Annotated in this window: 26 protein-coding genes and 1 pseudogene; 14 read left to right on the forward strand and 13 right to left on the reverse strand. The window is 42.7% G+C overall.

Annotation, left to right across the window (positions count from 1 at the left end; translation table 11 throughout):
* The first annotated feature begins 149 nt into the window (after positions 1-149).
* The 7 genes from pyrD to rmf all read left to right on the forward strand — a co-directional run bounded on the left by pyrD (position 150) and on the right by rmf (position 8776).
* Complete coding sequence (gene pyrD / locus KIV41_RS02935; RefSeq protein WP_017190185.1) at positions 150-1160, forward strand: quinone-dependent dihydroorotate dehydrogenase; 1011 nt, start codon at positions 150-152, stop codon at positions 1158-1160.
* 169 nt (positions 1161-1329) lie between these two features.
* A complete protein-coding gene (locus tag KIV41_RS02940; RefSeq protein ID WP_005446810.1) occupies positions 1330-1872 on the forward strand; it encodes a cell division protein ZapC in 543 nt (180 codons plus the stop codon).
* Between the two features lie 511 nt (positions 1873-2383).
* Positions 2384-4507 carry a bifunctional 23S rRNA (guanine(2069)-N(7))-methyltransferase RlmK/23S rRNA (guanine(2445)-N(2))-methyltransferase RlmL gene (gene rlmKL / locus KIV41_RS02945; RefSeq protein WP_252042071.1) on the forward strand — a complete coding sequence of 708 codons (2124 nt, stop codon included), beginning with the start codon at positions 2384-2386 and terminating at the stop codon, positions 4505-4507.
* Positions 4508-4525: 18 nt separating this feature from the next.
* Positions 4526-4777, forward strand: coding sequence for a glutaredoxin family protein (locus KIV41_RS02950; protein ID WP_012128011.1), 252 nt, complete (start codon positions 4526-4528; stop codon positions 4775-4777).
* Positions 4755-6674, forward strand: a complete 1920-nt coding sequence (locus tag KIV41_RS02955; RefSeq protein WP_252042072.1) for an ABC transporter ATP-binding protein — start codon at positions 4755-4757, stop codon at positions 6672-6674. The genes KIV41_RS02950 and KIV41_RS02955 overlap by 23 nt, the downstream gene beginning before the upstream one ends.
* Before the next feature lie 7 nt (positions 6675-6681).
* Positions 6682-8442 (forward strand): DUF3466 family protein, encoded by a 1761-nt coding sequence (locus KIV41_RS02960; RefSeq protein WP_285335633.1) that lies wholly within the window; start codon positions 6682-6684, stop codon positions 8440-8442.
* A gap of 160 nt (positions 8443-8602) precedes the next feature.
* A complete protein-coding gene (rmf, locus tag KIV41_RS02965; protein WP_005532367.1) occupies positions 8603-8776 on the forward strand; it encodes a ribosome modulation factor in 174 nt (57 codons plus the stop codon).
* Positions 8777-8924: 148 nt separating this feature from the next.
* On the opposite strand, the gene fabA is transcribed toward rmf, so the two are convergent.
* Together fabA and KIV41_RS02975 are read right to left on the reverse strand one after the other, a co-directional pair.
* The gene (gene fabA / locus KIV41_RS02970) at positions 8925-9443 is read right to left on the reverse strand and encodes a bifunctional 3-hydroxydecanoyl-ACP dehydratase/trans-2-decenoyl-ACP isomerase (protein WP_010448008.1); all 519 of its coding nucleotides are present in this window, start codon (positions 9441-9443) and stop codon (positions 8925-8927) included.
* Positions 9444-9513: 70 nt separating this feature from the next.
* Entirely contained in the window at positions 9514-11154 is a 1641-nt protein-coding gene (locus tag KIV41_RS02975; RefSeq protein WP_285335634.1) for a Lon protease family protein, read from the reverse strand.
* A 213-nt stretch (positions 11155-11367) separates the two neighbouring features.
* Between KIV41_RS02975 and matP the strand changes: the two genes are divergently transcribed.
* From matP to KIV41_RS02995, 4 genes are all read left to right on the forward strand, one after another.
* Positions 11368-11817, forward strand: coding sequence for a macrodomain Ter protein MatP (matP, locus tag KIV41_RS02980; protein ID WP_045394892.1), 450 nt, complete (start codon positions 11368-11370; stop codon positions 11815-11817).
* A 10-nt stretch (positions 11818-11827) separates the two neighbouring features.
* Positions 11828-12139, forward strand: a complete 312-nt coding sequence (locus KIV41_RS02985; protein WP_010448001.1) for a DUF3634 family protein — start codon at positions 11828-11830, stop codon at positions 12137-12139.
* Positions 12140-12259: 120 nt separating this feature from the next.
* A complete protein-coding gene (locus tag KIV41_RS24860; RefSeq protein WP_010447998.1) occupies positions 12260-12586 on the forward strand; it encodes a hypothetical protein in 327 nt (108 codons plus the stop codon).
* Positions 12587-12715: 129 nt separating this feature from the next.
* Positions 12716-13933 carry an HDOD domain-containing protein gene (locus KIV41_RS02995; RefSeq protein ID WP_252042077.1) on the forward strand — a complete coding sequence of 406 codons (1218 nt, stop codon included), beginning with the start codon at positions 12716-12718 and terminating at the stop codon, positions 13931-13933.
* Between the two features lie 412 nt (positions 13934-14345).
* Here the strand turns inward: KIV41_RS02995 and KIV41_RS03000 are convergent, their stop codons facing one another.
* Complete coding sequence (locus KIV41_RS03000; RefSeq protein WP_252042078.1) at positions 14346-14765, reverse strand: hypothetical protein; 420 nt, start codon at positions 14763-14765, stop codon at positions 14346-14348.
* Positions 14766-14998: 233 nt separating this feature from the next.
* Between KIV41_RS03000 and KIV41_RS03005 the strand changes: the two genes are divergently transcribed.
* On the forward strand, positions 14999-15364 hold the full coding sequence (locus tag KIV41_RS03005; protein ID WP_285335635.1) for a regulator: 366 nt from the start codon (positions 14999-15001) through the stop codon (positions 15362-15364).
* Between the two features lie 24 nt (positions 15365-15388).
* Here the strand turns inward: KIV41_RS03005 and KIV41_RS03010 are convergent, their stop codons facing one another.
* The 3 genes from KIV41_RS03010 to KIV41_RS03020 all read right to left on the reverse strand — a co-directional run bounded on the left by KIV41_RS03010 (position 15389) and on the right by KIV41_RS03020 (position 17809).
* Positions 15389-16075 (reverse strand): hypothetical protein, encoded by a 687-nt coding sequence (locus KIV41_RS03010; protein ID WP_285335636.1) that lies wholly within the window; start codon positions 16073-16075, stop codon positions 15389-15391.
* Between the two features lie 6 nt (positions 16076-16081).
* Positions 16082-17209 (reverse strand): AAA family ATPase, encoded by a 1128-nt coding sequence (locus KIV41_RS03015; RefSeq protein WP_285335638.1) that lies wholly within the window; start codon positions 17207-17209, stop codon positions 16082-16084.
* 222 nt (positions 17210-17431) lie between these two features.
* On the reverse strand, positions 17432-17809 hold the full coding sequence (locus KIV41_RS03020; RefSeq protein WP_285335640.1) for a hypothetical protein: 378 nt from the start codon (positions 17807-17809) through the stop codon (positions 17432-17434).
* Between the two features lie 184 nt (positions 17810-17993).
* Here KIV41_RS03020 and KIV41_RS03025 point away from each other — a divergent pair, with 184 nt between their 5' ends.
* Positions 17994-18650 (forward strand): DUF2726 domain-containing protein, encoded by a 657-nt coding sequence (locus tag KIV41_RS03025; RefSeq protein ID WP_285335641.1) that lies wholly within the window; start codon positions 17994-17996, stop codon positions 18648-18650.
* A gap of 89 nt (positions 18651-18739) precedes the next feature.
* Here the strand turns inward: KIV41_RS03025 and KIV41_RS03030 are convergent, their stop codons facing one another.
* The 7 genes and pseudogenes from KIV41_RS03030 to KIV41_RS03060 form a co-directional block, all read right to left on the reverse strand.
* Complete coding sequence (locus KIV41_RS03030) at positions 18740-20005, reverse strand: secretin N-terminal domain-containing protein (protein ID WP_285335642.1); 1266 nt, start codon at positions 20003-20005, stop codon at positions 18740-18742.
* Positions 20006-20051: 46 nt separating this feature from the next.
* On the reverse strand, positions 20052-20240 hold the full coding sequence (locus KIV41_RS03035; protein WP_010453841.1) for an antitoxin MazE-like protein: 189 nt from the start codon (positions 20238-20240) through the stop codon (positions 20052-20054).
* Positions 20240-21310 carry a zonular occludens toxin domain-containing protein gene (locus KIV41_RS03040; protein WP_285335643.1) on the reverse strand — a complete coding sequence of 357 codons (1071 nt, stop codon included), beginning with the start codon at positions 21308-21310 and terminating at the stop codon, positions 20240-20242. The genes KIV41_RS03035 and KIV41_RS03040 overlap by 1 nt, the downstream gene beginning before the upstream one ends.
* Positions 21310-21678, reverse strand: a complete 369-nt coding sequence (locus tag KIV41_RS03045; protein ID WP_285335644.1) for a DUF5455 family protein — start codon at positions 21676-21678, stop codon at positions 21310-21312. The genes KIV41_RS03040 and KIV41_RS03045 overlap by 1 nt, the downstream gene beginning before the upstream one ends.
* The gene (locus tag KIV41_RS03050; protein WP_285335645.1) at positions 21678-23702 is read right to left on the reverse strand and encodes a hypothetical protein; all 2025 of its coding nucleotides are present in this window, start codon (positions 23700-23702) and stop codon (positions 21678-21680) included. Before KIV41_RS03050 ends, KIV41_RS03045 begins: the two co-directional genes overlap by 1 nt.
* 72 nt (positions 23703-23774) lie before the next feature.
* A complete protein-coding gene (locus KIV41_RS03055; RefSeq protein WP_285335646.1) occupies positions 23775-24038 on the reverse strand; it encodes a major coat protein in 264 nt (87 codons plus the stop codon).
* 257 nt (positions 24039-24295) lie between these two features.
* A pseudogene (locus tag KIV41_RS03060) lies at positions 24296-24487 on the reverse strand (exonuclease domain-containing protein); the annotation flags it as partial.
* A 200-nt stretch (positions 24488-24687) separates the two neighbouring features.
* Between KIV41_RS03060 and KIV41_RS03065 the strand changes: the two are divergent.
* A partial coding sequence (locus KIV41_RS03065; protein WP_285335648.1) for a DUF3693 domain-containing protein occupies positions 24688-25050 on the forward strand: 363 nt, incomplete at its 3' end.

Consider the following 25050-nt stretch of genomic DNA (forward strand, 5'->3'; position numbering starts at 1 on the left):
AGCATAGAGTGCTAATCAACTGTTTTTATGAACAAAATTAAAATGAGACATACTATTTTGCTGAATTCACTCATTTTCATTGAATTGCGCTGAAAAACAGTAAATAATATTGACCCGTTTACACGGGGCTTTTTTCTTTCGGAGGCACAATGCTTTACCGTCTAGCCAGAACTGGCTTTTTCCAACTTGATGCCGAAAAGGCACATGATCTTGCAATCAAAAACTTCCAACGCTTTAACGGCACTCCTCTCGATCTTTTCTATCGTCAACAATTACCAAATCGTCCAGTAGAATGCATGGGGCTTACATTCCGTAACCCAGTGGGTCTTGCTGCTGGTTTGGACAAAAACGGCGAATGTATCGAAGCGTTTGACGCCATGGGCTTTGGTTTTGTCGAAGTTGGTACTGTTACGCCTCGTCCGCAACCAGGTAACGACAAGCCACGTTTGTTCCGCCTAGTTGAAGCGGAAGGTATCATCAACCGTATGGGCTTTAACAACCTAGGTGTGGATCATCTGGTTGAGAATGTGAAAAAGGCAAAATACAACTGCATTCTTGGTATCAACATTGGTAAAAATAAAGATACACCAATTGAGAAAGGGGCAGAGGACTACCTGATTTGTATGGAAAAAGTGTACGAGTATGCCGGTTACATCGCCGTGAACATCTCGTCACCAAATACACCAGGGCTTCGTTCACTTCAGTACGGTGAAGCGCTAGACGAATTGCTATCTGAACTCAAAGAGAAGCAAGCAGAACTTGCAGAAAAGCACGGTAAGTACGTACCACTTGCGCTAAAAATTGCACCGGATTTGAGCGATGACGAAATCAGCCAGATCTGTGAGTCGCTAATTAAGAATAACATCGACGGTGTGATTGCAACAAACACAACGCTTGATCGCACAGTCGTTGAAGGCATGAAACATGCGAACGAAGCGGGTGGTCTAAGCGGACGTCCGGTTCAATCACGTTCAACAGAAGTTGTTCGTAAACTTCATGAAGAGCTTGGCGATAAACTTCCGATAATCGGTGTAGGCGGTGTTGACTCATACGTTGCAGCGAAAGAGAAAATGATGGCAGGTGCACAACTTGTTCAAGTTTACACTGGTTTCATCTACCACGGACCAGGTCTCGTACGCGATATTGTTAAAAATCTATAAGAGCAATCGCTAAATCGTTGAGAAATCGACGCTTGTTACTAAAAAAAGAGGAATTCGTTTCCTCTTTTTTTTTGCCCGTTCGTTTGTAAAATTTAAAAATCATGAGTAGGTAATTAAGCGTCTTACCTCTTATTACTGATTAACTAGTCACAAACAAGAGAACGGAATAATGCTTAAACCCAGCGACAAATGGAATTGGTATTTTGACGAGCAGAAAGCTTGCCTAATGCTGGATTTGGGGGAGGAGATGATTTTCCAAACCAATCTATGCCGTAAGCTGTTGGTCAATTGTGCCTTCTCAAACAATGAATTCACTGTTGATGACGCAAGCGCGTTTCAAACGTACAACGAACGAATCCGTTGTCTCGACATCAACGAATACCGTCAAGCCGAACTTACGCTCTATTGCGTAGCTGCAAAACGCTTTCATAAACCTGTTCAACCGAAGAGCTGGTTCTTCGACGCCCAATGCGATGGGCATGAGCCAGAAGAAGGGGATATGGTCTTCCTAACAAATCGATATTCAGAAGGCGTATTCATCGTTCTAGAACCAGGTGAAACATCAAGCCTATGTGCTTACGTAGGGCAGGATGAATTTCTACTTGATGGCAACAAAGTACTGCCATTTGGGCAACCAATTAAAGTAATGCACGATCGCATGGTGTGTGCCAATCACTTATTCACGATGGCACCAATGGCGATGGTGGGTTAATTTCCTTTTGATTTTTCTTTATTTTCGTTCCTTTGTTTGCATTAATCGACCTCATTAGGTCGATTTTTTTTGCCTAGAATTTTCTGAATCTCTCCTTGTACGCACCCAAAACTCATCCCTAGATGAGGGGGATTTCATATCTCATATATGAAGCAACTCACTTTTATTCCAATTTTTTCACTTTAGCTTTTCCTTAAATTAGGCAATAAGACGCTTTATATTTCACCTTTTATTCCTCTATACACCCATTTTGTAAGTAAATTACATGCCAAAACCCATCTTGGTATATACCAATTTGTTAGTGAATAAGTATTTACTTTCGCCACAGGCCGCATTTTTACAAGAAGGTGATAAGGAGACGTATTCTGTTTATGGAGGTGATGTGATTTGACTTTCAGTTGGTGAGATTGGCGACTGTTTGCGCTAATAAAGCGAAAAAGCCTTTAAAAACGAGGCATTGATCGTAAAGTCAGGTATAATCAAAGCCATTTTTTATCGACGAAAGAACACTATGAATCAATATCTCGCGGTAACTTCAAACGGCATGGAAAACTTGCTTGTAGAAGAGCTGACTAAACTAGGCATTGAAAACGCCAAACCAGTACAGGCAGGCGTAAAATTTAAGGCAACGAATGAACAGATTTACCGTTGCTGTTTGTGGAGCCGCTTAGCGTCTCGATTTGTACGTGTTTTATCGGAGTTTACCTGTAACGACGACATGGATCTTTACCTGTCAACGTCTGCAATCAACTGGGTAAACCAATTCCATAGCTCAAAGCGTTTTGTGGTTGATTTCAACGGTACTAACCGCGAAATCCGCAACAGCCAATATGGCGCGATGAAAGTCAAAGATGGCATCGTAGACTGCTTTGAGAAGAAAGGACTTCCTCGTCCGAACATTAGCAAAGAGCGTCCAGATATCCGTGTTCACGTTCGTCTACATAAAGACAAAGCGATTCTTGGTGTCGATATGGTGGGCAGTGGCCTTCATCAACGTGGCTATCGCCCAGAATCTGGCCGAGCTCCACTTCGTGAAACGCTTGCTGCAGCAATCGTAATGCGTTGTGGCTGGGATGGCTCTCAACCACTTCTAGACCCAATGTGTGGTTCTGGTACGTTGCTGATTGAAGCGGCAATGATGGCAGCGAACATGGCACCTGGCGTTAAACGTAAACAGTGGGGCTTTGAAGCGCTAGAAGACTTTGAACCTGAGCTTTGGGCAGAGATTAAATCAGAAGCAAATGTACAAGCCCGACGCGGTGTCAAAAAAGTTGACGCTAAGTTTTTTGGCTTCGATAACGACCCGAAAGTTCTGAAAGTAGCACAGGACAACGCTCGCAGAGCTGGAGTTGAAGAGCTAATTACATTTGCACAAGGCGACGCAGCAACTATTACTCGTCCGGCCGGTTTCGAAGCTGGTGTTATCGTGTCTAACCCGCCGTATGGTGAGCGTCTTGGTACTGAGCCAGGTCTGATTGCGCTATACACAGCGTTTGGTGGTCAGCTAAAAGCAGAATTTGGCGGTTGTAAAGCGTCTATTTTCTCTAGTTCAGACGAGCTACTAAGTTGTCTTCGTATGCGTGCGGACAAACAGTTCAAATTGAATAATGGTGCGTTACCGTGTCACCAAAAGAACTACAGCATTGCGGAGCGTAGTGCTGATGAAGTGAAAGGTGCGGACACTAACGTCCAAATCGCACCTGACTTTTCAAACCGTTTGAAGAAAAACATCGGCAAGATTGGTAAGTGGGCGCGTAAAGAGAAACTAGACTGTTACCGTATCTACGATGCGGACCTTCCAGAATACAACGTAGCTATCGACGTGTACGGCGAGCAAATTGTGATTCAGGAATACGCGGCACCTAAAAACATTCCTGAGGAAAAAGCTAAGCGTCGTCTAACGGACATCATCCGTGCAACGATTCAGGTAACAGGTGTAGAAGCGAACAAAGTTGTACTTAAAGTTCGTGAGAAGCAGAAAGGTCGTAGTCAATACCAAAAACTAGGTCAAGTTTCAGAGACGCTTGAAGTGAATGAGTATGGCGTGAAGCTGATCGTGAACCTTCACGATTACCTAGACACAGGCTTGTTCTTGGATCATAAGATCACTCGTCGTCGCCTTGGTGAGATGGCTCAGGGTAAAGATTTCCTTAACTTGTTTGCTTACACTGGCAGTGCGACAGTGCACGCTGCCGTTGGTGGTGCGCGTTCTACAACCACGGTAGACATGTCTAACACTTACCTTAACTGGGCGAAAGACAACATGCAGCTAAATGGTTGTGTGGGTCGCCAGCATCGTTTTGAGCAAGCTGACTGTCTACAGTGGCTTGAGAACGCGAAAGGTGAATACGATCTTATCTTTATTGATCCACCGACATTCTCTAACTCTAAGCGAATGGAAACGTCGTTCGATGTACAACGCGATCATATTAAGCTAATGACAAACCTGAAGCGTCTATTACGTGCCAGCGGTACGATTGTGTTTTCTAACAATAAACGTCACTTCAAGATGGACGAAGCGGGGCTTGCAGAACTTGGCTTAAAAGCGCAGAACATTTCTTCTCAAACTCTGCCATTGGATTTCTCTCGTAACAAACAGATTCACAACTGCTGGTTGGTTACGCACGCAGAATAGGGACGGAACAGTAAAAGGATGTTGAATGTGCTAACACTTTACAGCACAGAAGGATGCCATCTCTGTGAGATGGCGTTTGACCTCGTTGGTCAGATTGGTCTCGCCGAACAAACTCACATCGTCGACATTGCGTTCGATGATGTTCTCTTTTCTCGTTACGGCGTCACAATTCCCGTATTAAAATATCAAGATTCTGAGTTGAACTGGCCGTTTGACTTAGAACAACTCACACATTGGTTGGATAATAATGGCATTACTTACCATTCATAACGCACAACTTGCATTTGGTGACCATCCATTGCTAGACAAAGCCGAGTTCGCTCTTCAAGAGAACGAACGCGTTTGTTTAGTTGGTCGCAACGGTGCAGGTAAGTCTACATTAATGAAAGTGCTTGCCGGCGACATTTTGTTGGACGATGGCAAGATTCAAATCACTCAAGACGTAGTTGTTTCTCGACTTGAACAAGATCCACCGCGTAATCAAGAGGGTACGGTTTACGAATACGTATCTGGCGGTTTGGCTGAAATCGGTGAACAGCTAAAGATCTATCACGATCTTCTCGATCTTGTGGCTCAGGACCCAAGTGAAAAGAACATCAACCGACTCGCTAAGATTCAAGAACAGCTGGATCACCTTAACGCTTGGCGCTTTGATGATCGTGTTAAGAATGTACTTGGCGCGCTAAAGCTAAGTCCTGAAACCAAACTGACCGATTTATCAGGTGGCTGGCAACGCAAAGCTGCGCTCGCTCGTGCACTTGTTTGTGACCCTGATGTATTGCTTCTTGATGAGCCTACTAACCACCTTGATGTAACAACCATCGAATGGTTAGAGAACTTCTTAAAAGACTTCAAGGGCTCGATTATCTTTATTTCTCACGACCGTGCGTTCATCAAATCGATGGCGACACGTATCGTTGACTTAGATCGTGGTCAATTGGCTTCTTTCCCTGGCAACTATGACCAATACTTGAATGACAAAGAAGAAATGCTTCGTGTTGAAGAGATGCAAAATGCAGAGTTTGACAAAAAGCTAGCTCAGGAAGAAGTATGGATTCGTCAGGGTATTAAAGCGCGTCGTACACGTAACGAAGGTCGCGTTCGTGCTCTTAAAAAGCTGCGTGAAGAACGTCGTGACCGCCGTGAAGTTCAAGGTAAAGTTAACCTTAATATCGATGATGCATCGCGTTCAGGCAAGATCGTCTTTGAAGCAGAGAACGTCTCTTTTGCTTTTGAAGGCAAAAAGATCGTGGATGACTTCAGCTTCAACATCATGCGCGGTGATCGAATCGCACTTATTGGCCCTAATGGCTGTGGTAAAAGTACTGTTCTCAAGTTGCTACTAGGCCAGTTAGAGACACAAGGTGGTCGTCTACATTGCGGTACAAAACTTGAAGTGGCTTACTTCGACCAGTACCGTGAAATCCTCGATCCTGAAAAGACGGTTATCGATAACTTAGCGGATGGTAAGCAAGAAGTAATGGTGGGCGGTCGTCAGCGTCACGCATTGAGCTACCTGCAAGATTTCTTGTTCGCACCAAAACGTGCTCGTACGCCAGTAAAAGCGTTATCAGGCGGTGAAAAAAACCGTTTGTTGCTAGCGCGTATCTTATTGAAACCTAACAATTTGCTTATTCTGGACGAACCAACTAACGATTTGGACATCGAAACGTTGGAACTTTTAGAAGAAATGCTTGCCAATTATCAGGGTACGTTACTGTTAGTAAGCCACGACCGTGAGTTTGTAGATAACACAGTAACGACCAGTTGGATTTTTGAAGGTAACGGCGTAATCGAAGAGTTCGTTGGTGGCTATCACGATGCAAAACAGCAACGTGATCAAGTTCTTGCTTCGCGTGGTCAGGTTGAAAAAACAGCGAAGAAAGAGAAAGTGGTTGAGGAAACTCCCAAAACTACGCAACCTAAGAACAATTCGAAGAAGTTATCGTATAAGCTGCAAAGAGAATTAGAGGCTCTTCCAGCTAAACTAGAACAATTAGAGTCGGATATTGAGACTCTACAAGAACAAGTGAATGACCCAGAGTTCTTCACTAAACCTGTAGAACAGACTCAACCGGTATTGGAACAGCTCGCTGCCGTAGAGCAGGAGTTGGAAATCGCGTTCGAGAGATGGGAAGAACTCGAAGCAATGCAACAGGACAGTTAAGAATTCCATGAATTGTAGTAACAAATTCAAATTGACCGCCGTCGCGATGATGGTGGGTACGGCAATGAATGCTAACGCTGCGCTTTACCGTGTGGTGGAGGTGGCTCCAGAAGGTATCAATACCGATTATGCCACATCATATGGCGTTGCAATCCAAGCTGGTAACGTTTATGAAGACACTGATAAAACAACACCATATCAGTTAGGTTGTTTTGATAATGGTGCCGCTTGTGATGAAACAACATTCAAGCTAGCCGGTGAAACGAGAACGACCAAGATACTATCGGGTGAAGCGGTAGATGGTGTTAGCTTTCGTGAGGAAGTACCATTTGCGATGGATGCTCAGTTCCGTTACATCGAAGACTTTGATGACGTTGAGTTATATTGTATTAGAGAACTACGATATTCCACATGTGAGAGTTGGGCTTCACGTGTTTGGGAGCCTTGGTATCAAGAGAAATACACACTAAACGAAAAATCGAATGCGCTAGCATTCTCAGAGGGTGCTCCTTTTGATAACAAGTACAACAATGTAATAAACGCTCTTACTGAAAGCGGTCAGGCGATAGGTAATCAAAGTGTACTTAACAGTAGCAGCGATGGCTCTCTCGCTAGTAAATTGAAAACACGTAACCAAGTTGTTGCCCCTGTTTATCCTAGTTATATTAAGGAATCAGATGATGATGCTAAGACAGAGTATTATCAATCTAGAGCTTGGGCTAGCGATGATAGTTTTGTGTCGGGTAGTGTTTCATATTCAAAAGTTAATGACTATGGCTCGAATTACAGCTCGAAGGCAGCAATTTGGGATAGTGCAGGTAATACCGCTCTTATTGGTTGGTCTTCTGGCAATACCATAAGAAATGACCGTATTGCGCAAGGAAGTATGCGAGATTTTGTATCTAAAAAGGATTCTGCAAACAGTGTGATATACGGCGTTGGATATAACACTTACGGAAATGATGACAATTACCTAGAGGCAACTATTTTTAAAGGCACTTTTGATTCTTCTTCTAATGTATCCACCGCAGCTTGGACATCATCACGTGTATCAGGTGCAACATCAGAAATTAGTTCTGACTTTATTTATACTAATTCTGTAGTTGAAACGATAAACGATAACCTTATAGCAGTCGGCGAGGCAAAGCGATCAGGTGGTGCCCCCGAAAATGGTTCAGCGTCAAACAGGCTATTTGTGGTTAGTAACATTGAACAGCCAACTGCGAACTACCTATCCGGAGGTATCTTTTTTGATGGTATCGGCGGTAAAGTTGGGGCCATCAACAATTACAATGAAATTGTTGGTCAGCTAGATGCGGAGGATACGCGTGAAGTTGATGGCAAAGCACGCCGAAAACGCGGCTTTATCTTACCTTACGACGCAACAGGGACAGTTGAAGCGAGAAGAGATATCTTCCAAGATCGAGCTTGGTACTTGGACGACCTTACTAATGGTGGTGATTATTCAGCTGAAAACAACCAATTCCGCATTATTGATGCAACCGACATTAATGATGCAGGTATGATATCCGCAACGGCGACGATGTGTCCAGGTGGCTATGATACGTTTGCACATAACTCACTGTGTAACGGTGGTGAGGCAAATGCTGAAAAAGTGGTGGCGGTTAAACTAATTCCAATCGCATCCAATGATGCAACTGACATTGTCACTCGATCTGTCGACCAAGCGGCAGCAGAACGCCAAGGTGCTGGGCTTGGCATTTTTGCTTTGACACTACTTGGGCTTTTCGGGTTCCGTAGAAAATAGTCAGTATTTTTTAAATCAAGCAGAGGCTCACAGAAATGAGTCTCTGCTTTTTTTATGCCTTGAGAAAAAGCAAACTTTGATCGATTCTTATAAGTGGAGTCATAAAAACTCCATCAAAGTTTCACAATAACAGTTGTACGACCTGTATGAGGAATTACCTATGAAGAGACAAAAGCGTGATCGCCTAGAACGAGCTCAATCTCAAGGCTACAAAGCTGGGTTGAATGGAAGGTCCCAAGAGGCTTGCCCATATCAACAAATTGATGCTCGGTCGTATTGGTTAGGTGGTTGGCGTGATGCCAGAGATGAAAAACAGTCTGGTCTCTACAAATAACTCTCCACATACAACTAGAAGGATTTGAAAAGGCTCATTTAGAGCCTTTTCTGCGTTCATAAGCCTAGATTTTGTTTTAAAACAATACTGCGGATAACAAAAAGGCCCCTTAAAAAAGGAGCCTTATAAAACGCTTCAGAGTAGGTGATTAGAAGCTAGAAGTGTCTTGGAACAAACCCACTTTCAGATCTTTTGCTACGTAGATTTCTTTACCGTCTACACATACACGGCCATCAGCTAAGCCCATCACCAACTTACGGTTAACAACACGCTTCATGTGGATTTCGTAAGTTACTTTTTTCGCTGTTGGTAGGATCTGACCAGTAAATTTCACTTCGCCAACACCAAGAGCGCGACCTTTGCCTTTACCGCCAACCCAGCCTAAGAAGAAACCAACAAGCTGCCACATTGCATCAAGACCAAGACAGCCTGGCATTACCGGGTCACCAGGGAAGTGGCAATCAAAAAACCAAAGGTCTGGAGTAATATCCAATTCTGCAAGAATTAAACCTTTACCAAAATCGCCTTCAGTCTCAGACATTTTAGTAATACGATCCATCATTAGCATGTTTGGCGCTGGAAGCTGAGGGTAACCAGGTCCGAACAGCTCACCTTGGCTAGAAGCTAGAAGATCGTCACGGTTATAAGAATCACGTTTGTTTTGCATTATCAATTACTCCGATTTTTGATAGCTGCATCTTAGTGAACACGTGTACGCTAAACAACTCCGATCAGTACTAGACAAACCAGTTTTTGATGCGCTCCACAATTCCTTCAGGATGTTCGTGTCTTTCAAAGCTTTCAATACGTTCAGCAATTTTACCAATGACGCTATCTTCTTCTCCACGAAATGGTTTTGACATCAGGATAGGAATCGCTTCGTCTACAGTAGAAACAGACCAAATATGGAACTCATCATTCTTAATGCTCTCTATGACATCTTTATGTAACGCGAGGTGCTTGAGGTTAGATTTGGGCATAATCACACCTTGCTGGCCAGTGAACCCTTGGTGTTTACATACTTGGTAGAAACCTTCGATTTTTTCGTTCAGGCCACCAACGGCTTGCACACGACCAAATTGGTCTACAGCTCCGGTGACGGCGATCTGTTGATTGACTGGAGATTCAGACAGGGCACTTACCAAACAGCAAAGCTCGGCTAATGAGGCGCTATCACCGTCAACTTCACTGTAAGACTGCTCAAATACAATCGATGCGGAGTATGGTAGGGGTTCATCAAGATCCAGTGCTGAGCTCACAAATGCTTGCATGATCATCATGCCTTTGGCGTGCAAGTTACCGCCAAGCTCTGCCTTGCGTTCAACATCGGAAATATCACCATCACCGAAGTGTATAACACATGAGATACGAGCGGGCTCTCCGTAAGAAACTGGGTGTCCAGCCATATCGATAACGGTCAATCCGTTAATTTGGCCAACCTGTTCTCCCGTAGTCTCGATGATCACTTGCCCGTCAAGAATATCATCAACCGCTCGTTGAGGCAGGTATGACTCACGGTAGTACTTGTCATCAATAGCCTGATCAACCGCGTTAAAGTTAATGATATCGCTCGAAGCATATTGTCGTGAAAGACCAAGTAACTGGTTGTGCCACATCACACCAAGAGGTAAGTAATGCTGATCCTCCGTGTATCGCATACCAGCAAGAATTAACCTTTTAAATGCACTACAATCTAAATTTGGATGCTGATATTTCTTACAAATCCAGTTAACCAATCCAATATAGTTACCGAGGTTCTCTTGAGAAAGATGAATGTCTTCTTCCACTTCTGTATACATCGTTAAGCCTGCCGAAAAGTCATCATCAACATATTCTATTTCGGCCAACTGATTACGATCGCCTGTGATTATCAGTTTTACATCGTAAGTTTTTGCCGTAACTGGTGAAGAGGCGATACGCTCAGGCGTTAGGTTTATTGGCGAAAATCCAGTCCCCTGAATAGCTGCTTTGATACTCGGCCAACGAGCGGCATTAGCAAGAACCAAATTTGCTGGAACAATTAGATAGCCACCATCTGCTTTAGAGAGCAAACCCGATTCACATGTCGTGTTACCATCTCGACTCACCCTGTAACGGTCAAACAACTCTTTCGCGTCAAGCGATTCTGTTGTGATAACAGGACCAGACGTTTTACCCTTTACTACATCAAAGATAAACCCTCTATAAATGGCGTTATCAGTACAGTTGACCAAGAGTATGCGAGTGAGTCCTCGGACGTTAGTAAATCTATTAATGGTTGCTTCAAGTCTTGGCTGAAGGTCAATAAAGGATTTTATCGGAAGAGTAGTTGCATTGCTTAAAAGCTCTTCATATTGCTCGAAAGAAGGGGTGACATCTTGCCAGTTAACTTGGTTCATTAAAATTCATCTTAATCTAATCTTGCGAAGCATTATAACGAAACGATGATCAACTCCCTAGCGACAATTTAACCAATCCCAAAAGTTGAAACGGTACGCCGGTTAAACTTTAGACAAATAAGTGATCGACATCGATACTTTCACGAGTTTTAATTGCTGAATTGACATCTCTGGGTTACGCTGTCACCCAGATGCGCATTAAGGGTCGAAAGGATGAAATATCAGCAACTTGAAAATTTAGAATGTGGTTGGAAGTGGAAGTATCTCATCAAAAAATGGAAAGATGGAGAGGCGATAACACGCTACATTGACACCAGTGAAGCTGACGCAGCAGTTGCTGAGTTGCGTAAAATAGAGCATGAGCCAACACAAGTTCTGACTTGGATTGAAAACCATATGTCAGAAGAACTCGATAATAAGCTCAAGCAAGCGATTCGCGCTAAGCGCAAACGTCACTTTAATGCTGAGCAAGTTCATACCAAGAAGAAATCCATCGATCTTGACTATCGTGTATGGGAAAAGCTCTCCAGTAGAGCGAATGAGCTAGGTTGTACGTTATCCGATGCCATCGAATATTTATTGTCCGAAGCATCAAGAAGCGAAAAGGCAAGTCTTAAGGTATCATCAATTAAAGAAGACTTGAGTAAACTGTTGTCTAGCTAAGGAGCACCGAATGCTTTATGTAATCTTGATTGCTGCTGTTGTTATTTTTTGGTTGATAGCTGTAGATCGCCCAGTTTTAAAGGTGAACTTTGACAAGGGTAGTTTGACTAAAGTGAAAGGCCACATTCCACCTTCTTTTAAGCACAACTTGCAAGATATTGCTGAACATTTTCCTTTTGATGGTCAACTGAAAGTATATAGTCAGCGCACTGGTATGCGACTGGTGTTTTCTAAACAGGTACCCAAGAAAGTACAGCAGCGTATTAGAAACGTTTTTCCTCACCAAGGTTTTAAAAGTAGCAAAGGGAAAAAGCAGGCCTAACAAACATATCACTTACGAAAAAACACTCACCGGGACGCACAACATGCGTCCCGGTTTTATTTACGAAAGAGAACTTAATATAGTCAGTATTCATGGCTTCTAAATACTATCTGACTGAAAATGCGTTCAATACTCCTGTTTCCTTTATTATTGTTTTCGAACCTTATTGTTGCAGATGATTCGGAATTCAATCCTGTGGCAAAGAAAATCAAATCTAAGCTCCAAAAGCAGGTAGATAAGAGGTTTGATGATTACCAAGGGTATTGTGATGTCATGATTGAGCTAGAGCACTCCAACAGCACTGCCAAGATAAGGCGTGTCACTGGCATAGGTGACACGAAGATCTGCAAATTTGCCAAATCGAAGCTGAAGAAAGGCAAAAAGTTTAAATATCGGTATCCCGAAAAGTTTATCCGCCTTCACCTGTCTACTCTGTCAAAATTGTAGTTTGTTGATGGTTTAGTAGATTCGGATGGGGCATTATCTGAATTAATATCACACAAAACTTAAGATTGATTGCCATATCGTATACACTATACCAATTAGATTCATTATAAGAAGTATAGGGATAGAAGCTTGTTGCTAACCAAGAAAACCTACACGCAAGAAGCAATTGATATAGCAAGTAAAGTATCGAAAGAGGTAGAAATTCGACACGCAAAATGGCTTGTTAGCATGAAGTACCTAGTTGATCAAACAGAGGTCGATGATTTACTAAGTTTACAAGGCCGCTATTGTGACGACGTCATCTTCAACGAGGATGAACGTATAACCCGAAATCAACGTATTTTACTTATGTGCGAACAAGAGCGGGTACAGGAAAGACGTCAGGTTGTTGAAGACAAACAAAAAACACTAAGAAAAGTTGTGCGGGATGTTTCACGAGTAGCTGAACGCATGTTGATTAGTAAGTTAGAGTCTTATCCTATTGATAAACTATGCGGAGGAATCCCTCTTTTTGATCATTTTGCTTCTTTTGCATACTCTCCATCACTGTCTTTTTCGAAGTTAGGGACACTCACGACCCTTAGTCACCAATTGAACTCTACCATTGTAGATCTCATTTCTAACCCCAAATTTTGTGAAAGGCTAGGGCGTAAACCTAAGGGCGTACCGGATGCAAAAGTTGCTATTGGTCAAATCGGAATTGAGAATTGTCGCCTGTTATTTCCTGTCTTAATGGCAAGGCCGATGCTCAAATGGGCAGATCGGAATACCAAACTTATTGCTCCTAAAATGTGGCAACACCTTGTGGTAACTGCAAATGTCACACGAATGCGTTTACAAAGTGCAGGTGTTCGAGAGCCAGACGCAGGTATCCTAATTGGTGTTTTGCGTACGCTAGGTAACTTCGTCATCGTCAATCATTTTACTTATACCTTTGAAGACGCATTGGTTGAGGTCATGCTTAACTACAGGAAAGCAGAAAAAAAAGAAGAATACTATGCTTGTGCTGACATAAAAGCCAATACCGCCTTTTTACCAAAAGTCATACACGAGATGGAAGCATCGATTACACGCCGTATTCTCGAATCATATGATTGGCCAAAAGCTTCATTACATATCAAAAATGCTGTCATCGAAGATCTTGATAACATACCAATATTGGAGAGAAGCGACTATGGCGCAGCATTGGCACAAGCCAAAGCGTACTCAATTTATGAAGGCTTAACAAAAAGTAGCGCCTTCATTGATAAGCACAAGCCATTCTGGTTCGCAAATGTTCAGATGTCTGGAGAAGCACTAAAAGAAGTGCGCTCAAGAATCCCCGGGAAGTTAACATTAACAATGTAGAAATCAGTATGAAAAGAAAAGCTCGCGTCGCGAGCTTTTTTGTTGTTAAGCCGTAAGGTACGACTAAATCAATTAATAGTTACAGTGTGATGTCGTGAAGTGCGAGAGCATCTGAAGTGCTATCCAGAAATTTTAATATGTATCAACTTCTAAGATACTTGGCCAAAGCTAGGTTGAACATAGGTGGAGCAGGGAGCTAGCCGTCCTTGTTGGTTACGCGGTAACGAAATCCTTTAATTAGCTCATGCTTGAAAGAAGATGAGCAGCTTAGTAAAAACTACTTAAGTCTTTGGCTCCAAAGGAAACAACCGCTTTTGTAGTCAGACAGAAAATCTATTAGATGATTTGAGCGTGGTTCATGTCAAGACATCCATAGTGACAACGTCACCATGAAAAAGAAGCGTAACCAAGTTTAGGTACACGTGGTGCGAACCATCAATTTGAATGAGCTCACGCAATCACGTCGGTAACGAGGTTGGTAAACTCGGGGCTTGCGTTTAGAGTGTGGGACCCAAAGCCCGTCGGCGATCATCCATTGACGTAGAGTCTCTTTGGATACCGCGAGGTTGTGTTGTACTGAGAGTTTTTCTAGAGCGAGCGTTGGTGAGAAATCAGAATAATACTTGTGAATGATCTTTAGTATTTTAACTTTAAAATCTTCAGAGTAACGTCGGTAACTCGGACGACCACGAGCAGCGTGTGCGAGACTTTGAGTTCCTATAGTGCAAATTCGATTGAGTAAGCGCCGGATATGACGAACAGACACATTTAGAATAACTGCAGCCAAGGTGGTCGCGTACAGATCTTTTTGTAGCAGCAGAAATGTACACAAACCAGTTCATTGACGCCTAGAAAGAGCGAATGAACTACGTGCAATACAAACAAATTGCGCCTGATTTGGGGATAAGCCTCAAATGCTCACAGAGGACGAATATCGCAAAGAATTCAATGGGCTTGGATTGTCTGGAATTTAAATGGTATTACAGTGCGCATTATATCTGCTTATGTTTAATGCGATTGCATATGCAAAATTTATAATATATTCCTCTTTTGAGGGACAATTCAATGAAGTATCACGAAATGACAAAAAACTATATTTTTCGTGAGTTTGAATGTGGTTTATCCGTCGAACAAGCTGCTGAACTTTGTTTAAAAACCGTGAGGACGGTCAAAGAATGGGATAAGGGAAAAACCATACCGCCGGAGTGTAAAAGGCTTATGAGAATGACTAAGGGCAGGGAACTTAGTTCGTCTGAACAATGGGAGCAATTCAAAATGCACTATGATCGTTTGGAGCTACCTACAGGGCAATTGGTAACTGCTCAACAAGTTTTGACGGGAATAGCTCTATTAGAGATAGGGGCTTTGACAGATCTAGAAGCAGCGGGTCAAATATTAAGGCATGCTAGGGCATTAAAGGACATGATGTAAAAGGTAAGGCTCCTTAGAGGAGCCTTAATTTAGTTTTTCAGCAATTTCTTCAAGAGTTTCAATAAAAGGAATTAAGCACTCTAAATCTCTTCTATTTTTGACTCGTTCGCAAACTTTTTCAAAATACTTAGGATCCGCCACTGGTGAACAATTACTCTTAGTATAACGAAGGCCTCGTTGACGAAGCGCTTTCATAGCATACGCAGCATGAAACTGCGAATGTGTGTAGTCTTCGTTATAGTGCCCCATCAACTGTGGGTCGTCATCCAAAGCTTTATAGTACCTGTAGTAACTGATTAATGGTTCAGAATTTGGCTGCCTAGGTAAAGCATTTCTGTTACCAAGCAACACCGTTTCAAAGCATCGCTGCTGAACTACAATCGTTACATGTAATCGGTCAGGGGTTTCCGTTAGCTTATCTAGACACTCTTGTACTTCTGCTTTTCGGCTTTCAATAGGATCCTCGTCAGAATCTAGTATTATGAAAAAGTAATCAACACTCCCATCAGAAACTATATCACGCATAGCATTTTCTACGTGATTCAGAATAGAGGGATAACCTTCACCAGAAAAAAAGTAAATCCCAGATTCGGAAGCTTTAAAGTCATCTAATTTAATATGATGAGTTAAAGTAGGTAAGTGATATTTTATCCACTCTGGATAAACTTGCATCTCAGAAGATATCCCTTCAACTAGAAAATATAACTTCATGAGCAACTAGCAGCCTTTATATTCTGGACTATTAATAAGTTGGAGAAATGCTTCATGATTACTTCCTTTTGGAAGTACGTCTTCTGCTTTCTTCGTTACCACAGAGCCATCTTCTGATCTACTAACAATGTTCCAGTGTCTAACAGGAATCTCATTTATTACTCTTGGATGGTGGGATGTGATAATTACCTGATTAGAAGCCATATTTAGCTCTGCTAATATATCTGGCAAGCAGTTTACACCTAAACTGTTTTCAATCTCATCAATAATTATTGGTGATTTATTATTGCCAAAATACAACTCAGATAAGATCATCATTGTTTTGAACATTCCCGATGATATCTGTCCTTGCCTAACTACGCGTTTATTTTTCAAGTGTAAGCTTATCATTATCGCTCTTTCTCTATCACTACCATGAGAGTAAGTTTTCATTGCTCTTACTGATACGCTTTTAACCTGTGAAAAAATTGAAGTATAAATATCTTGAAACTCGCTGAATGCTTCACGGTCATATTCATGAGCATAATATAATTTTTCTCTACAACTCAGTTCTTTGTGAGAACAAGAAAATTTCTTTATACTGAACTTTGATTTAAATTCACTAATCTCATTGTGTAAGGTCTCTTTAAAGAAAGTTACTTTTTGAGACTGAGAAAAATCGCTGGAATCCACATCTACAATTACTGCAGAAGAAATGGAGTTTTGTATTTTCTTTATTTTTTTGTCGTTTCTAAGATGAAATATTAAACTTTTCGTATCATCAAGCTTTGGTAATTTAACACCCAAAAGTTCAATTCCATCTTGATTACTACTAAAAATTTGCTCGTTATTAACAACTAATTTTTCTTGCACAAACGAAGCAACAACATCACCTTCGTTATTAATATCCCAGTTTCGTGAAGTCTTACCAGTCCAAAGAACATCATTATTGTCATCATCTAAGAAGGATAATTCCCAATCAACGCCACTGTCGCTAAAACCTTCCGCGATTCTAACGAGTCTTTTTAAAGCTGTAATGATTGATGTTTTGCCTGCACCAGACACACCTACAAGTACGTTTAACCTAGCGAAAGTGATATCGTTAATAGTGATGCCCGACATTAAATCTTGCACATATAGTTTTTGTATTCTCACTACGTATTCCTCACAGATGAACTGTCCATAGTCTAACCCAAAGTAATGGAAGAACACAGACTTAGGCGCTTGAGTTAAACAAAAATAGAAGCTCTAATCCCAATTTGATGTGTAGATTAATCATATACCAAGCTAACGAGCTTAGTTGAATTTACGACCATGATAGATTGTTGGGGACTTTCAGTACCTATGAGTGCGTCCGTAGACTTAGAGCCTAAACAGCTAAAGCCTACCACTATGGATAAAATGAACATTATTGTAATAGCGTTTATCTTCCTTTGGCTGATAAGGCAGAGCCCTCGGTTTGCCATTGAATAGCACGACGTAAAACTCCCCAAGTCTACGAACTCCAATCAAATAATGATTATTGTCCACTTTGATCCAATGTTTACCATCATCGAAGCTGTACTCAGTGAAACCAACAAGCTTAACCTTCTGACACGAACGACATTCGAAAGCATTGATAACACCGCCGTATCTATCGTACTTATATTCTCCATTACGAAGAAGTGCAGGGACTTCTACACACTTACCGTACCCATCATAACCATTAGCGTCTAGGATCGAGCCGCTATGGCTCTTAACGTATCGAATCAGCATAAAACCACCACATACTGTATATATATACATACTATCAGCGACATATTGATAGGTGAAGACTTTCACCCATAATTACTACCTGTAGCGATGCTTTTACTTTTCTGGACGTAGTTAACCTTTAGATTTGCCAAGTTTGCATATGCTACAATTTGCAATTCGCTTGCTTAATAGAATGGAGCTTTAAGTGTCAGAATTAATAATAATTTTATCTATTTCATGCATCGTCTATGTGATGATTAAGGGAGGAAAAAAGAACAAGGGAGTAAATAGACATAGACGCCGGATGGAGCAGGAAAACCCACTTTTCCAGAAAGACATAAGCAAACCACATTCCTATGAAGCTAAGTCAGGTTTTGGAGGTAGAGATCTAACGGTAGATGTTCCGATTCCTTCAGCTAGTAATACCAACACAACAACACAGGTCGTTGTCCCACATAAAAAGAGCACATACCTTGCCACCAAGACAGAGAGGAAGTTTTATAACGTTCTGCAAGACATCCTGACAGATGACTACGTTATTCATACGCAAGTTTCATTAATGGCGCTAGTGCAACCGTTGAACTTCAAAGATAATTCTAAGACATGGGCCAAACGCATGGACTATGTAATTACAGACAAAGAAACGAAAGTCTATGCGGTTATTGAATTAGACGACTCTAGCCATAGACAAAAGAAACGCCAAGAAAGGGACCATTACGTTAATAGCGTCTTAGAAGGTCACCACCCATTGCTTAGATTTGAAGCCAGAAGTCATTACGACAAGGCACATCTTACAAAGGTCATAGAGCGTGATACTGACATCAAGTGCAAAGAGTACAAATCTGCACTTCAGCATTGTTGATGACAACTGACGCGCTATCGCTTGTCGGCTTCTCACTGACTCTACATGCAAGCATATAGCAGCCAGTAAGAACCTTGGTTTTATCGTGACTAGAGTATGGTGGTTTTAATAACTACTTTGAGCTCTTTCTCGACCGTATTGGTCTTTTCAGTGCGGAACATGGCTCCAAGTAGAGGGATGTCCATCAGAATGGGAACGCCTGAGACAGAATCACGTTGCTCGGAAGATATGAGGCCGCCAAGTGTAATGGTTTGGCCATCTTCCACCTTAACAACGGTTTGCAGGGTTCGGGTATTGGTGATGATGTCAGAAGCGATAGAGGAGTCTGTTACTGAGTCAGATTTTTGTGTTATCTGAAGCACTACATGACTGCCCATCACATGAGGCGTTACATCCAGCGATACGCCGACATCTTTACGCTCTATTTGTTGGACTTGATTGCCACCATCCGTGACTTCGGTTGAAGTCAGGAAAGGCACGTTTTGACCCACGGTTATGTATCCGCGCTCTCTGTCCATAATAAACATATTGGGGCGAGACAGGAGCTTAGTGTTTTGGTTTTTAGCGACCGCCTTAATGAGCGCATTAAAATCACCACCTTCATAAAACAGTATGTTATCGACTGCCTTTTTGATGGAGGTGGGTTGAGATATAAATCCCGCCTCATCAAGTGCTAAGCTCATGTTAACGCCAACCTCTTGAGAGTCGCCTAGTTCAGACTCCGTAATAATCGCCTCGATAAATACCTGTCTTTGCAATTGGTCGATGCCTTCAATCAAAGCGTCTATCTTCTCGAGCTGGGTGCGCGTTCCGGTCACTATGATGCTGTTCGTTGTCGGTAGGACTTCGACTTTGTAGTTCTTCAACGACTTTTGATTCAACGTTTGTGTTTGCGTGGCTTCCAACATCGAAGACATTAGATCAACAATCTTGGTGTTCCTTACGTGGTTGAGTTTGTAGAGCTTCACAAAAGAAGGCTCGATGGTTTCTACCTTGTTTGCATCAACAACGACAGTGTAGATGCCGTGGTCATGGGATAGCTCATACCCATGTGCTCTAAGAACCGACAAGAAAAATGCAGGGTAGTCTTGTTCATTTAGCTCTCGCGCGGTGAAGCTGACTTCGCCTTTTACGCCGTGGCCAAGAACAACCGTGAGTCCGGTTTGAGTCGAAAACCATGAAGCAAAATCGGCTATCGGCGTGTCTTTTGCTTCAAAAGGAGCGGCAGACGAAGCGAGCGCGAAAGGAGATAACAAAGCAAGAGATAGCGATACACCAACCACTCTCACTTTGATTAATCGGCGTATCGATGAGAAACGGGTAAGGGGGCAAAGTAGGTTGATTATCCATGACATAATGTGTTGCCTTTCATTGTCTGTTAGCGTCACCAGTGACGGGGGCTTATTGGTGCATTGAGACCATGCGTCCCGTTTCAATATCTTTAAGCACGCCAATGGTTAGATTTTCCGCTTCGCACATTAGCGAAGCCGCTTGTTTGATGTCGGACTCTCTATCTGCTGGAACCCATAACGTGACTTTTTTGAAGCCTTGAGACTTCATCTTTTGCTCATAGCGTTTGTTTCGACTCATTAGCAATTCACCCTGAATTTATCGTTACCTTTGAAGACCTCAATCTGACATGAGCCATAAGACACGGCTTTGTATCCCATGGCGTAAAGCTGCGATGAAGAAAGGCGCACATTGTCATTAACAAGAACAAAAGACGGGGCTACGTTCGGCGGGTTCATTGACGATTCAATGGTGTATCCGTCAAGTATGTTGGTGAGCTTTTCCGATGACTTCGCAACAGGCTCATAGGCTTGCGTGGGAGCATCAGACACACCAATGTATGAGCAGACGAAGAAAGAGACCGCCACGCCAGCCGTAAACACCGTTAGTCTTGAATACTTCCTTAGATAGATTTTGGTGATTCTCATAATGTTCCTAATGGTATAAGGGACAGTGTAACGTCCATGGGTATAGAACGGAGGCAAAACGGAATAAACCCCATCCTCATAGTTGTTCCTAAACATTTGCTTAGTGTCGTAGGAGCTGTATAAATCCGTCCCCCAAAGCATCCATTTGTCGACCGTTAGTGAGTTGGCATTATCACCATATTTCACAATTCCAACGTGTAATTTCGGGAACTTCAGTTTTAACTGGCCAAGTGTCAGCAGTGACACGGCCGTTGATAGAAAAGGCACTTGAAGACGATCAAGACGGCGACAAAAAACTGTATGTTCAGCCAGTGCCAAACGTGCCTGTTTATCTACGATAGAAATATCCTGAACAATAAAAATGACATCCCATCCAAGTTTTCGAATGTGCAAAAGGTGGTCGATTAGCTTCTGGCGATTTTTGTCGTTCCATGTTCGGGAGTTAAACCACGTACCACACTCATCGAGAACGATGAGACCGTCCTTTGAAGTGTCATAACTTTTGTTGGCAGAGCCAATCACCATCAAGTCTTCTACTTGTGGCTTGTCAGGCAGACGGTACAAACGAGTATTGCGCTTGTTTCTGCCCAGCATCTCTTTAAGGTTAATATCGAGATTGGTTGCAACAGGGACGCCACGCATAAAGGCTTCACGAATCTTGCCAACCGCCGTGAGCGTTTTGCCCGAACCAAGTTTGCCAGTAACGAAATAGACGGAAGCCATTAAGCGCCTCCAACCGAAGTGATCGCATAGAACTTCCATGACCAAACCCAGCGTAACAACTTAGCCGAGTAAACCGCAGATACGCACGGAATAGCGTTGTTTGGAATGAACATCGACATGGCTTGACTGAGGTAAGGCGGAACAACAAAAGACAGCCCCGCAGCGATGGCGTGAATAGCAAGCGTTAATGCCGTCGTTAGGATAATGATCATCGTAATGATCGTTAGCTGAATGCTGACATTTCGGGCTTTCGCAATGAAGAACCAACCGAAAACGGTCGTCGCTATTTGCGCGATAAAAGCAGCTAAAGCAGGAATTCGAAGGGCATTACCGATACCCGTTAATATAGGCAACAAAGCAAAAGGCATTATCGTGGCCTCATGGTTCTAGGCTGCGTTCCACTTACGGGAACCACCTCAGTTAACAAAATATCAATCAAAGAATTGAGCGTATAAATGTAAATAACGAAAGATAAAATCAACTTGAGTTGAGTAGAGAACTTGCAGTCAATCGTCACTGAGCCGCCGAAAGGTGAAGCAAAGCTCAAAGGCGTACACGCACCAGGCTTAGGGAAGATGTTTACCAGTTTGTCGATAGAACCCTGAATATGCGATTCGGAATCAGCAGTTAGATTTGAAGCTGCTAACTTATCCAATTCTGATGTAAGCGTATTTTCGTATTGTTCAACGGAGCCTGTACTTGCTTCTGTTGCTTGCCGTATAACGTCACCAGCAAAGCTCGTCGTCAAACCATGCGGGTTTTCACAGTAATTGTTCTCTTTGGTAGGCTCGCAAGGCTCCAACTTATCAATAAGTTCATCGAGCTTATCTTTAACACCATCAATCGCCGTTCCTTGACCATCAATGGCGCCTTTTAACTCTCCAGCAGCAGACACGATAGAATCGGTTTGTTGACCATCAATCGAACCTTGCAAACTGCCAATAGACTCACCAATTTTTGAAGCACTTGAATCAATAGCACCCTTGAGCTCTTGAGTTTGTTCCCCCAATGATTGAGCAACAGAATCAGAAATGTGCTGTGAAGAATCAGTAATATCATTGCGTAGAGAGTAGATCGCGTTTTCAATGTTTTGCGATTGGTCAGATTGGTCTGAATAAATATCATCAAGAACGGTTTTGATGTCCTCAAGGGTATAACCTGCGTCCTCCAGTTTAGAAAGCGTATCTTCTGCAATCTCTTTTTGGTCTTGAAGCAATTCCTTAATTTCTTTTTGGGCTTTAAGTGACTTTTCTCTTTGCGCTTTTTCCTCTTTGTATATCTTGTAATCTTGCAACAACTGCTTTGACACGTTGTCATTCAAAGCGTATGTATTAGCGTCAATTGAGTTAAGCCGAGAGTTAATGTCAGCAAAACCCTTATTATTGGCTCGAATAAGATTAGTAAAATCCGTATTAATATCGCGATTCTGATTATGAATCGCACTGATAACACCGGATAAATCACCCGTATTGGTATCATCAACATCTGGCTCATCTGGCGGGTCATCTGGGTTCACCGAATCACCATCATCGGGGTCGGTTGGGTCAGGGTCTTCAATATCGGGGTCAAGATCGCCGTCATCTGGGTCAGGGTCTTGTGTATCTTCAAAAGAACCACCCGAACACGCGAACCTATTTCTTGAGTCATAACCACACACAGCAAGAATATCTATAGGTTGACCTACATCATCAGGCTTACCATTTTTGTTTTGGTCAATTGGGCATCGATAGCCAGTTTGAATGGGGTCTTTTTCGCAAACGCTAGGAACGGGGGTAAATAAATTAGTGGGATAAGGCAAATCACCATCTTCACCGGTATAAAAAAGTGTACCGCCACAATCACCGGAAACATTAGAACAAAAAAGTGTATGACGACTGACGCCGATACAACCATTATCGGACGCCTTAATATCCCAACCCGCCGTGAGCATATTCCAACGATACTCAAATTCTTGTCCCGTCTTATTCTTACACTCATCAGAGTTAAGCGACTCGAAAGAGGCATAAGAGTAAGATCCAGTTGTGTATTGACCCGTATCAGTCCTATAAGTCACACAATTAATTTGTTTACCACCATAAATTTCACATTTCGCAAGACGCTCAGGAGTAGGACCGTTGTCGTACTTCGGCTTACCATCAAGACAAGCAATCATTTGTCGTGGCGTGGTTTCTCTCGGTGCAGGGCCGCAAGCAGCAATCTTTATGCTCTTAAATCTAACCACAACATCCATTTTAGAACCAGAAGACGGCGGAGGCGGCGAATCTGGATAATCACCCAATGAAGGCGGTGGAGGTGGAGGCGGTGGAGGTGGGCCAACTCCTATCCAAGAATCTGCGTAAGATAGAGGCGCAAAAAACAGAGTGGAGCAAAGGAAAATTAAAGGGATACGCATGATGAAAACTCTATCTAAAGGCTAGGGGAATAGGGGCGACAAGTCGCCCCGTGATACGAACAACGCAGTGGATTACGTTGCTTTGTTTGCGCCTTTCTTGAATAGCTTAATACCCACAAAACCAACGGTCAGAGGAACGGCAATGCCCCAAGTAGACGTCAGCATGTCGGTAACATAAGTGCCTAAACTAGTGAAAGCATCTGCAGCTGCCTGTGGAAGTGCTGCGTGAGCACTAGAACCAGCCGTAAGAAGTGCGCCAGCGATAACAGCGCGTTTATCTGTCACAACCGCACGTGCTTTTGAAAGGGCTGCACGAACCTTGTTTTGTTTTTCCATAATTAAAATCCTATCGTTATGGTTAGTTTGAAGTTGAAACCTCAGCTGCTTTCTTGAAAACCAGAATCTGGTGACCAATCGAGAAACCAAGGATAAACGCTGTCGAAAAACAGCCGAGCATGAACTCTGTAGACAGCATTTATCGTTGACCTCCGGCGATCCAACCGAGCGCAACCAACAGAAAGCAAATCCCGAGGAACACCATTAACTGGAAGTTATCGAGGCGTGCCATTAGTTCTGTAAATTGCGCATCGGTCATCATGATCAGTGATGCCATGAATAGCTGTAGCGTCAGCTGGAATAGTACAAGTCGGTTTAACCAATTCGTTCACGATCACTTTGCCAGTTTCAGCACAGATAGCGGTGAACTCGATAATTTCTGCGTCAGAACCTAAGCCAGTAGTTTCTGTATCGAGAATGATCGCGCCTTGGGTAGTAAGTTTGTTCATAGCAACACCTTGACAGTTGAGAGTGACCACCAAGGCCGAGCAAGAGCGTCAAGGGCAAGAGCCCAAACCAAGGTGGTCTAAAAGGACTCAGCAACAAGCAAGTCCTGATTTATGTGGACTATAAGACACAGAAATCAGGACTGTAAAGACCGCTTTTTGTGGACTGCGGGTATACAATAAACAGGACTGGAGGGTTACGTATGTATACAAATGAACTGCTAGATGCCTACAAAAAGGCAAAAAACTATATCCAAGATAAGCAAGTTGCTCATGATTTGGGGTTAAGCCGCCAAAAGATAAGTGCAATCAGAAACGGACAAAGATATCTAACTGAAAATGAAGCGCTTTTTCTCGCAAAAGAAATTGGAGCTGACACAGAATCTGTTCTTGTTTACTTAGCCGCAGATAAAGCGAAAACGTTCGAGGCTCAACAAGCTTGGGCGAACATCGCAAAAAAGTTTAAAGGGCTTGGATTATCAGGAATTTCAGTAGCTTGTGCAGGATTAGCCGTAGCGTTAACCAGCCCATCAGAACCATTACTACAGTGCGCATTATGGGTGAGT

The sequence above is a fragment of the Vibrio sp. D401a genome (genome assembly GCF_030248515.1).
In the GTDB taxonomy this organism is placed as follows: Bacteria; Pseudomonadota; Gammaproteobacteria; order Enterobacterales; family Vibrionaceae; genus Vibrio; species Vibrio rotiferianus.

Coding starts and splice junctions, on each gene's coding strand:
- pyrD (WP_017190185.1), top strand. CDS start 150: ATGCTTTACCGTCTAGCCAGAACTGGCTTTTTCCAACTTGATGCCGAA.
- KIV41_RS02940 (WP_005446810.1), top strand. CDS start 1,330: ATGCTTAAACCCAGCGACAAATGGAATTGGTATTTTGACGAGCAGAAA.
- rlmKL (WP_252042071.1), top strand. CDS start 2,384: ATGAATCAATATCTCGCGGTAACTTCAAACGGCATGGAAAACTTGCTT.
- KIV41_RS02950 (WP_012128011.1), top strand. CDS start 4,526: ATGTTGAATGTGCTAACACTTTACAGCACAGAAGGATGCCATCTCTGT.
- KIV41_RS02955 (WP_252042072.1), top strand. CDS start 4,755: ATGGCATTACTTACCATTCATAACGCACAACTTGCATTTGGTGACCAT.
- KIV41_RS02960 (WP_285335633.1), top strand. CDS start 6,682: ATGAATTGTAGTAACAAATTCAAATTGACCGCCGTCGCGATGATGGTG.
- rmf (WP_005532367.1), top strand. CDS start 8,603: ATGAAGAGACAAAAGCGTGATCGCCTAGAACGAGCTCAATCTCAAGGC.
- fabA (WP_010448008.1), bottom strand. CDS start 9,443: ATGCAAAACAAACGTGATTCTTATAACCGTGACGATCTTCTAGCTTCT.
- KIV41_RS02975 (WP_285335634.1), bottom strand. CDS start 11,154: ATGAACCAAGTTAACTGGCAAGATGTCACCCCTTCTTTCGAGCAATAT.
- matP (WP_045394892.1), top strand. CDS start 11,368: ATGAAATATCAGCAACTTGAAAATTTAGAATGTGGTTGGAAGTGGAAG.
- KIV41_RS02985 (WP_010448001.1), top strand. CDS start 11,828: ATGCTTTATGTAATCTTGATTGCTGCTGTTGTTATTTTTTGGTTGATA.
- KIV41_RS24860 (WP_010447998.1), top strand. CDS start 12,260: ATGCGTTCAATACTCCTGTTTCCTTTATTATTGTTTTCGAACCTTATT.
- KIV41_RS03005 (WP_285335635.1), top strand. CDS start 14,999: ATGAAGTATCACGAAATGACAAAAAACTATATTTTTCGTGAGTTTGAA.
- KIV41_RS03010 (WP_285335636.1), bottom strand. CDS start 16,075: ATGAAGTTATATTTTCTAGTTGAAGGGATATCTTCTGAGATGCAAGTT.
- KIV41_RS03020 (WP_285335640.1), bottom strand. CDS start 17,809: ATGCTGATTCGATACGTTAAGAGCCATAGCGGCTCGATCCTAGACGCT.
- KIV41_RS03030 (WP_285335642.1), bottom strand. CDS start 20,005: ATGTCATGGATAATCAACCTACTTTGCCCCCTTACCCGTTTCTCATCG.
- KIV41_RS03035 (WP_010453841.1), bottom strand. CDS start 20,240: ATGAGTCGAAACAAACGCTATGAGCAAAAGATGAAGTCTCAAGGCTTC.
- KIV41_RS03040 (WP_285335643.1), bottom strand. CDS start 21,310: ATGGCTTCCGTCTATTTCGTTACTGGCAAACTTGGTTCGGGCAAAACG.
- KIV41_RS03045 (WP_285335644.1), bottom strand. CDS start 21,678: ATGCCTTTTGCTTTGTTGCCTATATTAACGGGTATCGGTAATGCCCTT.
- KIV41_RS03050 (WP_285335645.1), bottom strand. CDS start 23,702: ATGCGTATCCCTTTAATTTTCCTTTGCTCCACTCTGTTTTTTGCGCCT.
- KIV41_RS03055 (WP_285335646.1), bottom strand. CDS start 24,038: ATGGAAAAACAAAACAAGGTTCGTGCAGCCCTTTCAAAAGCACGTGCG.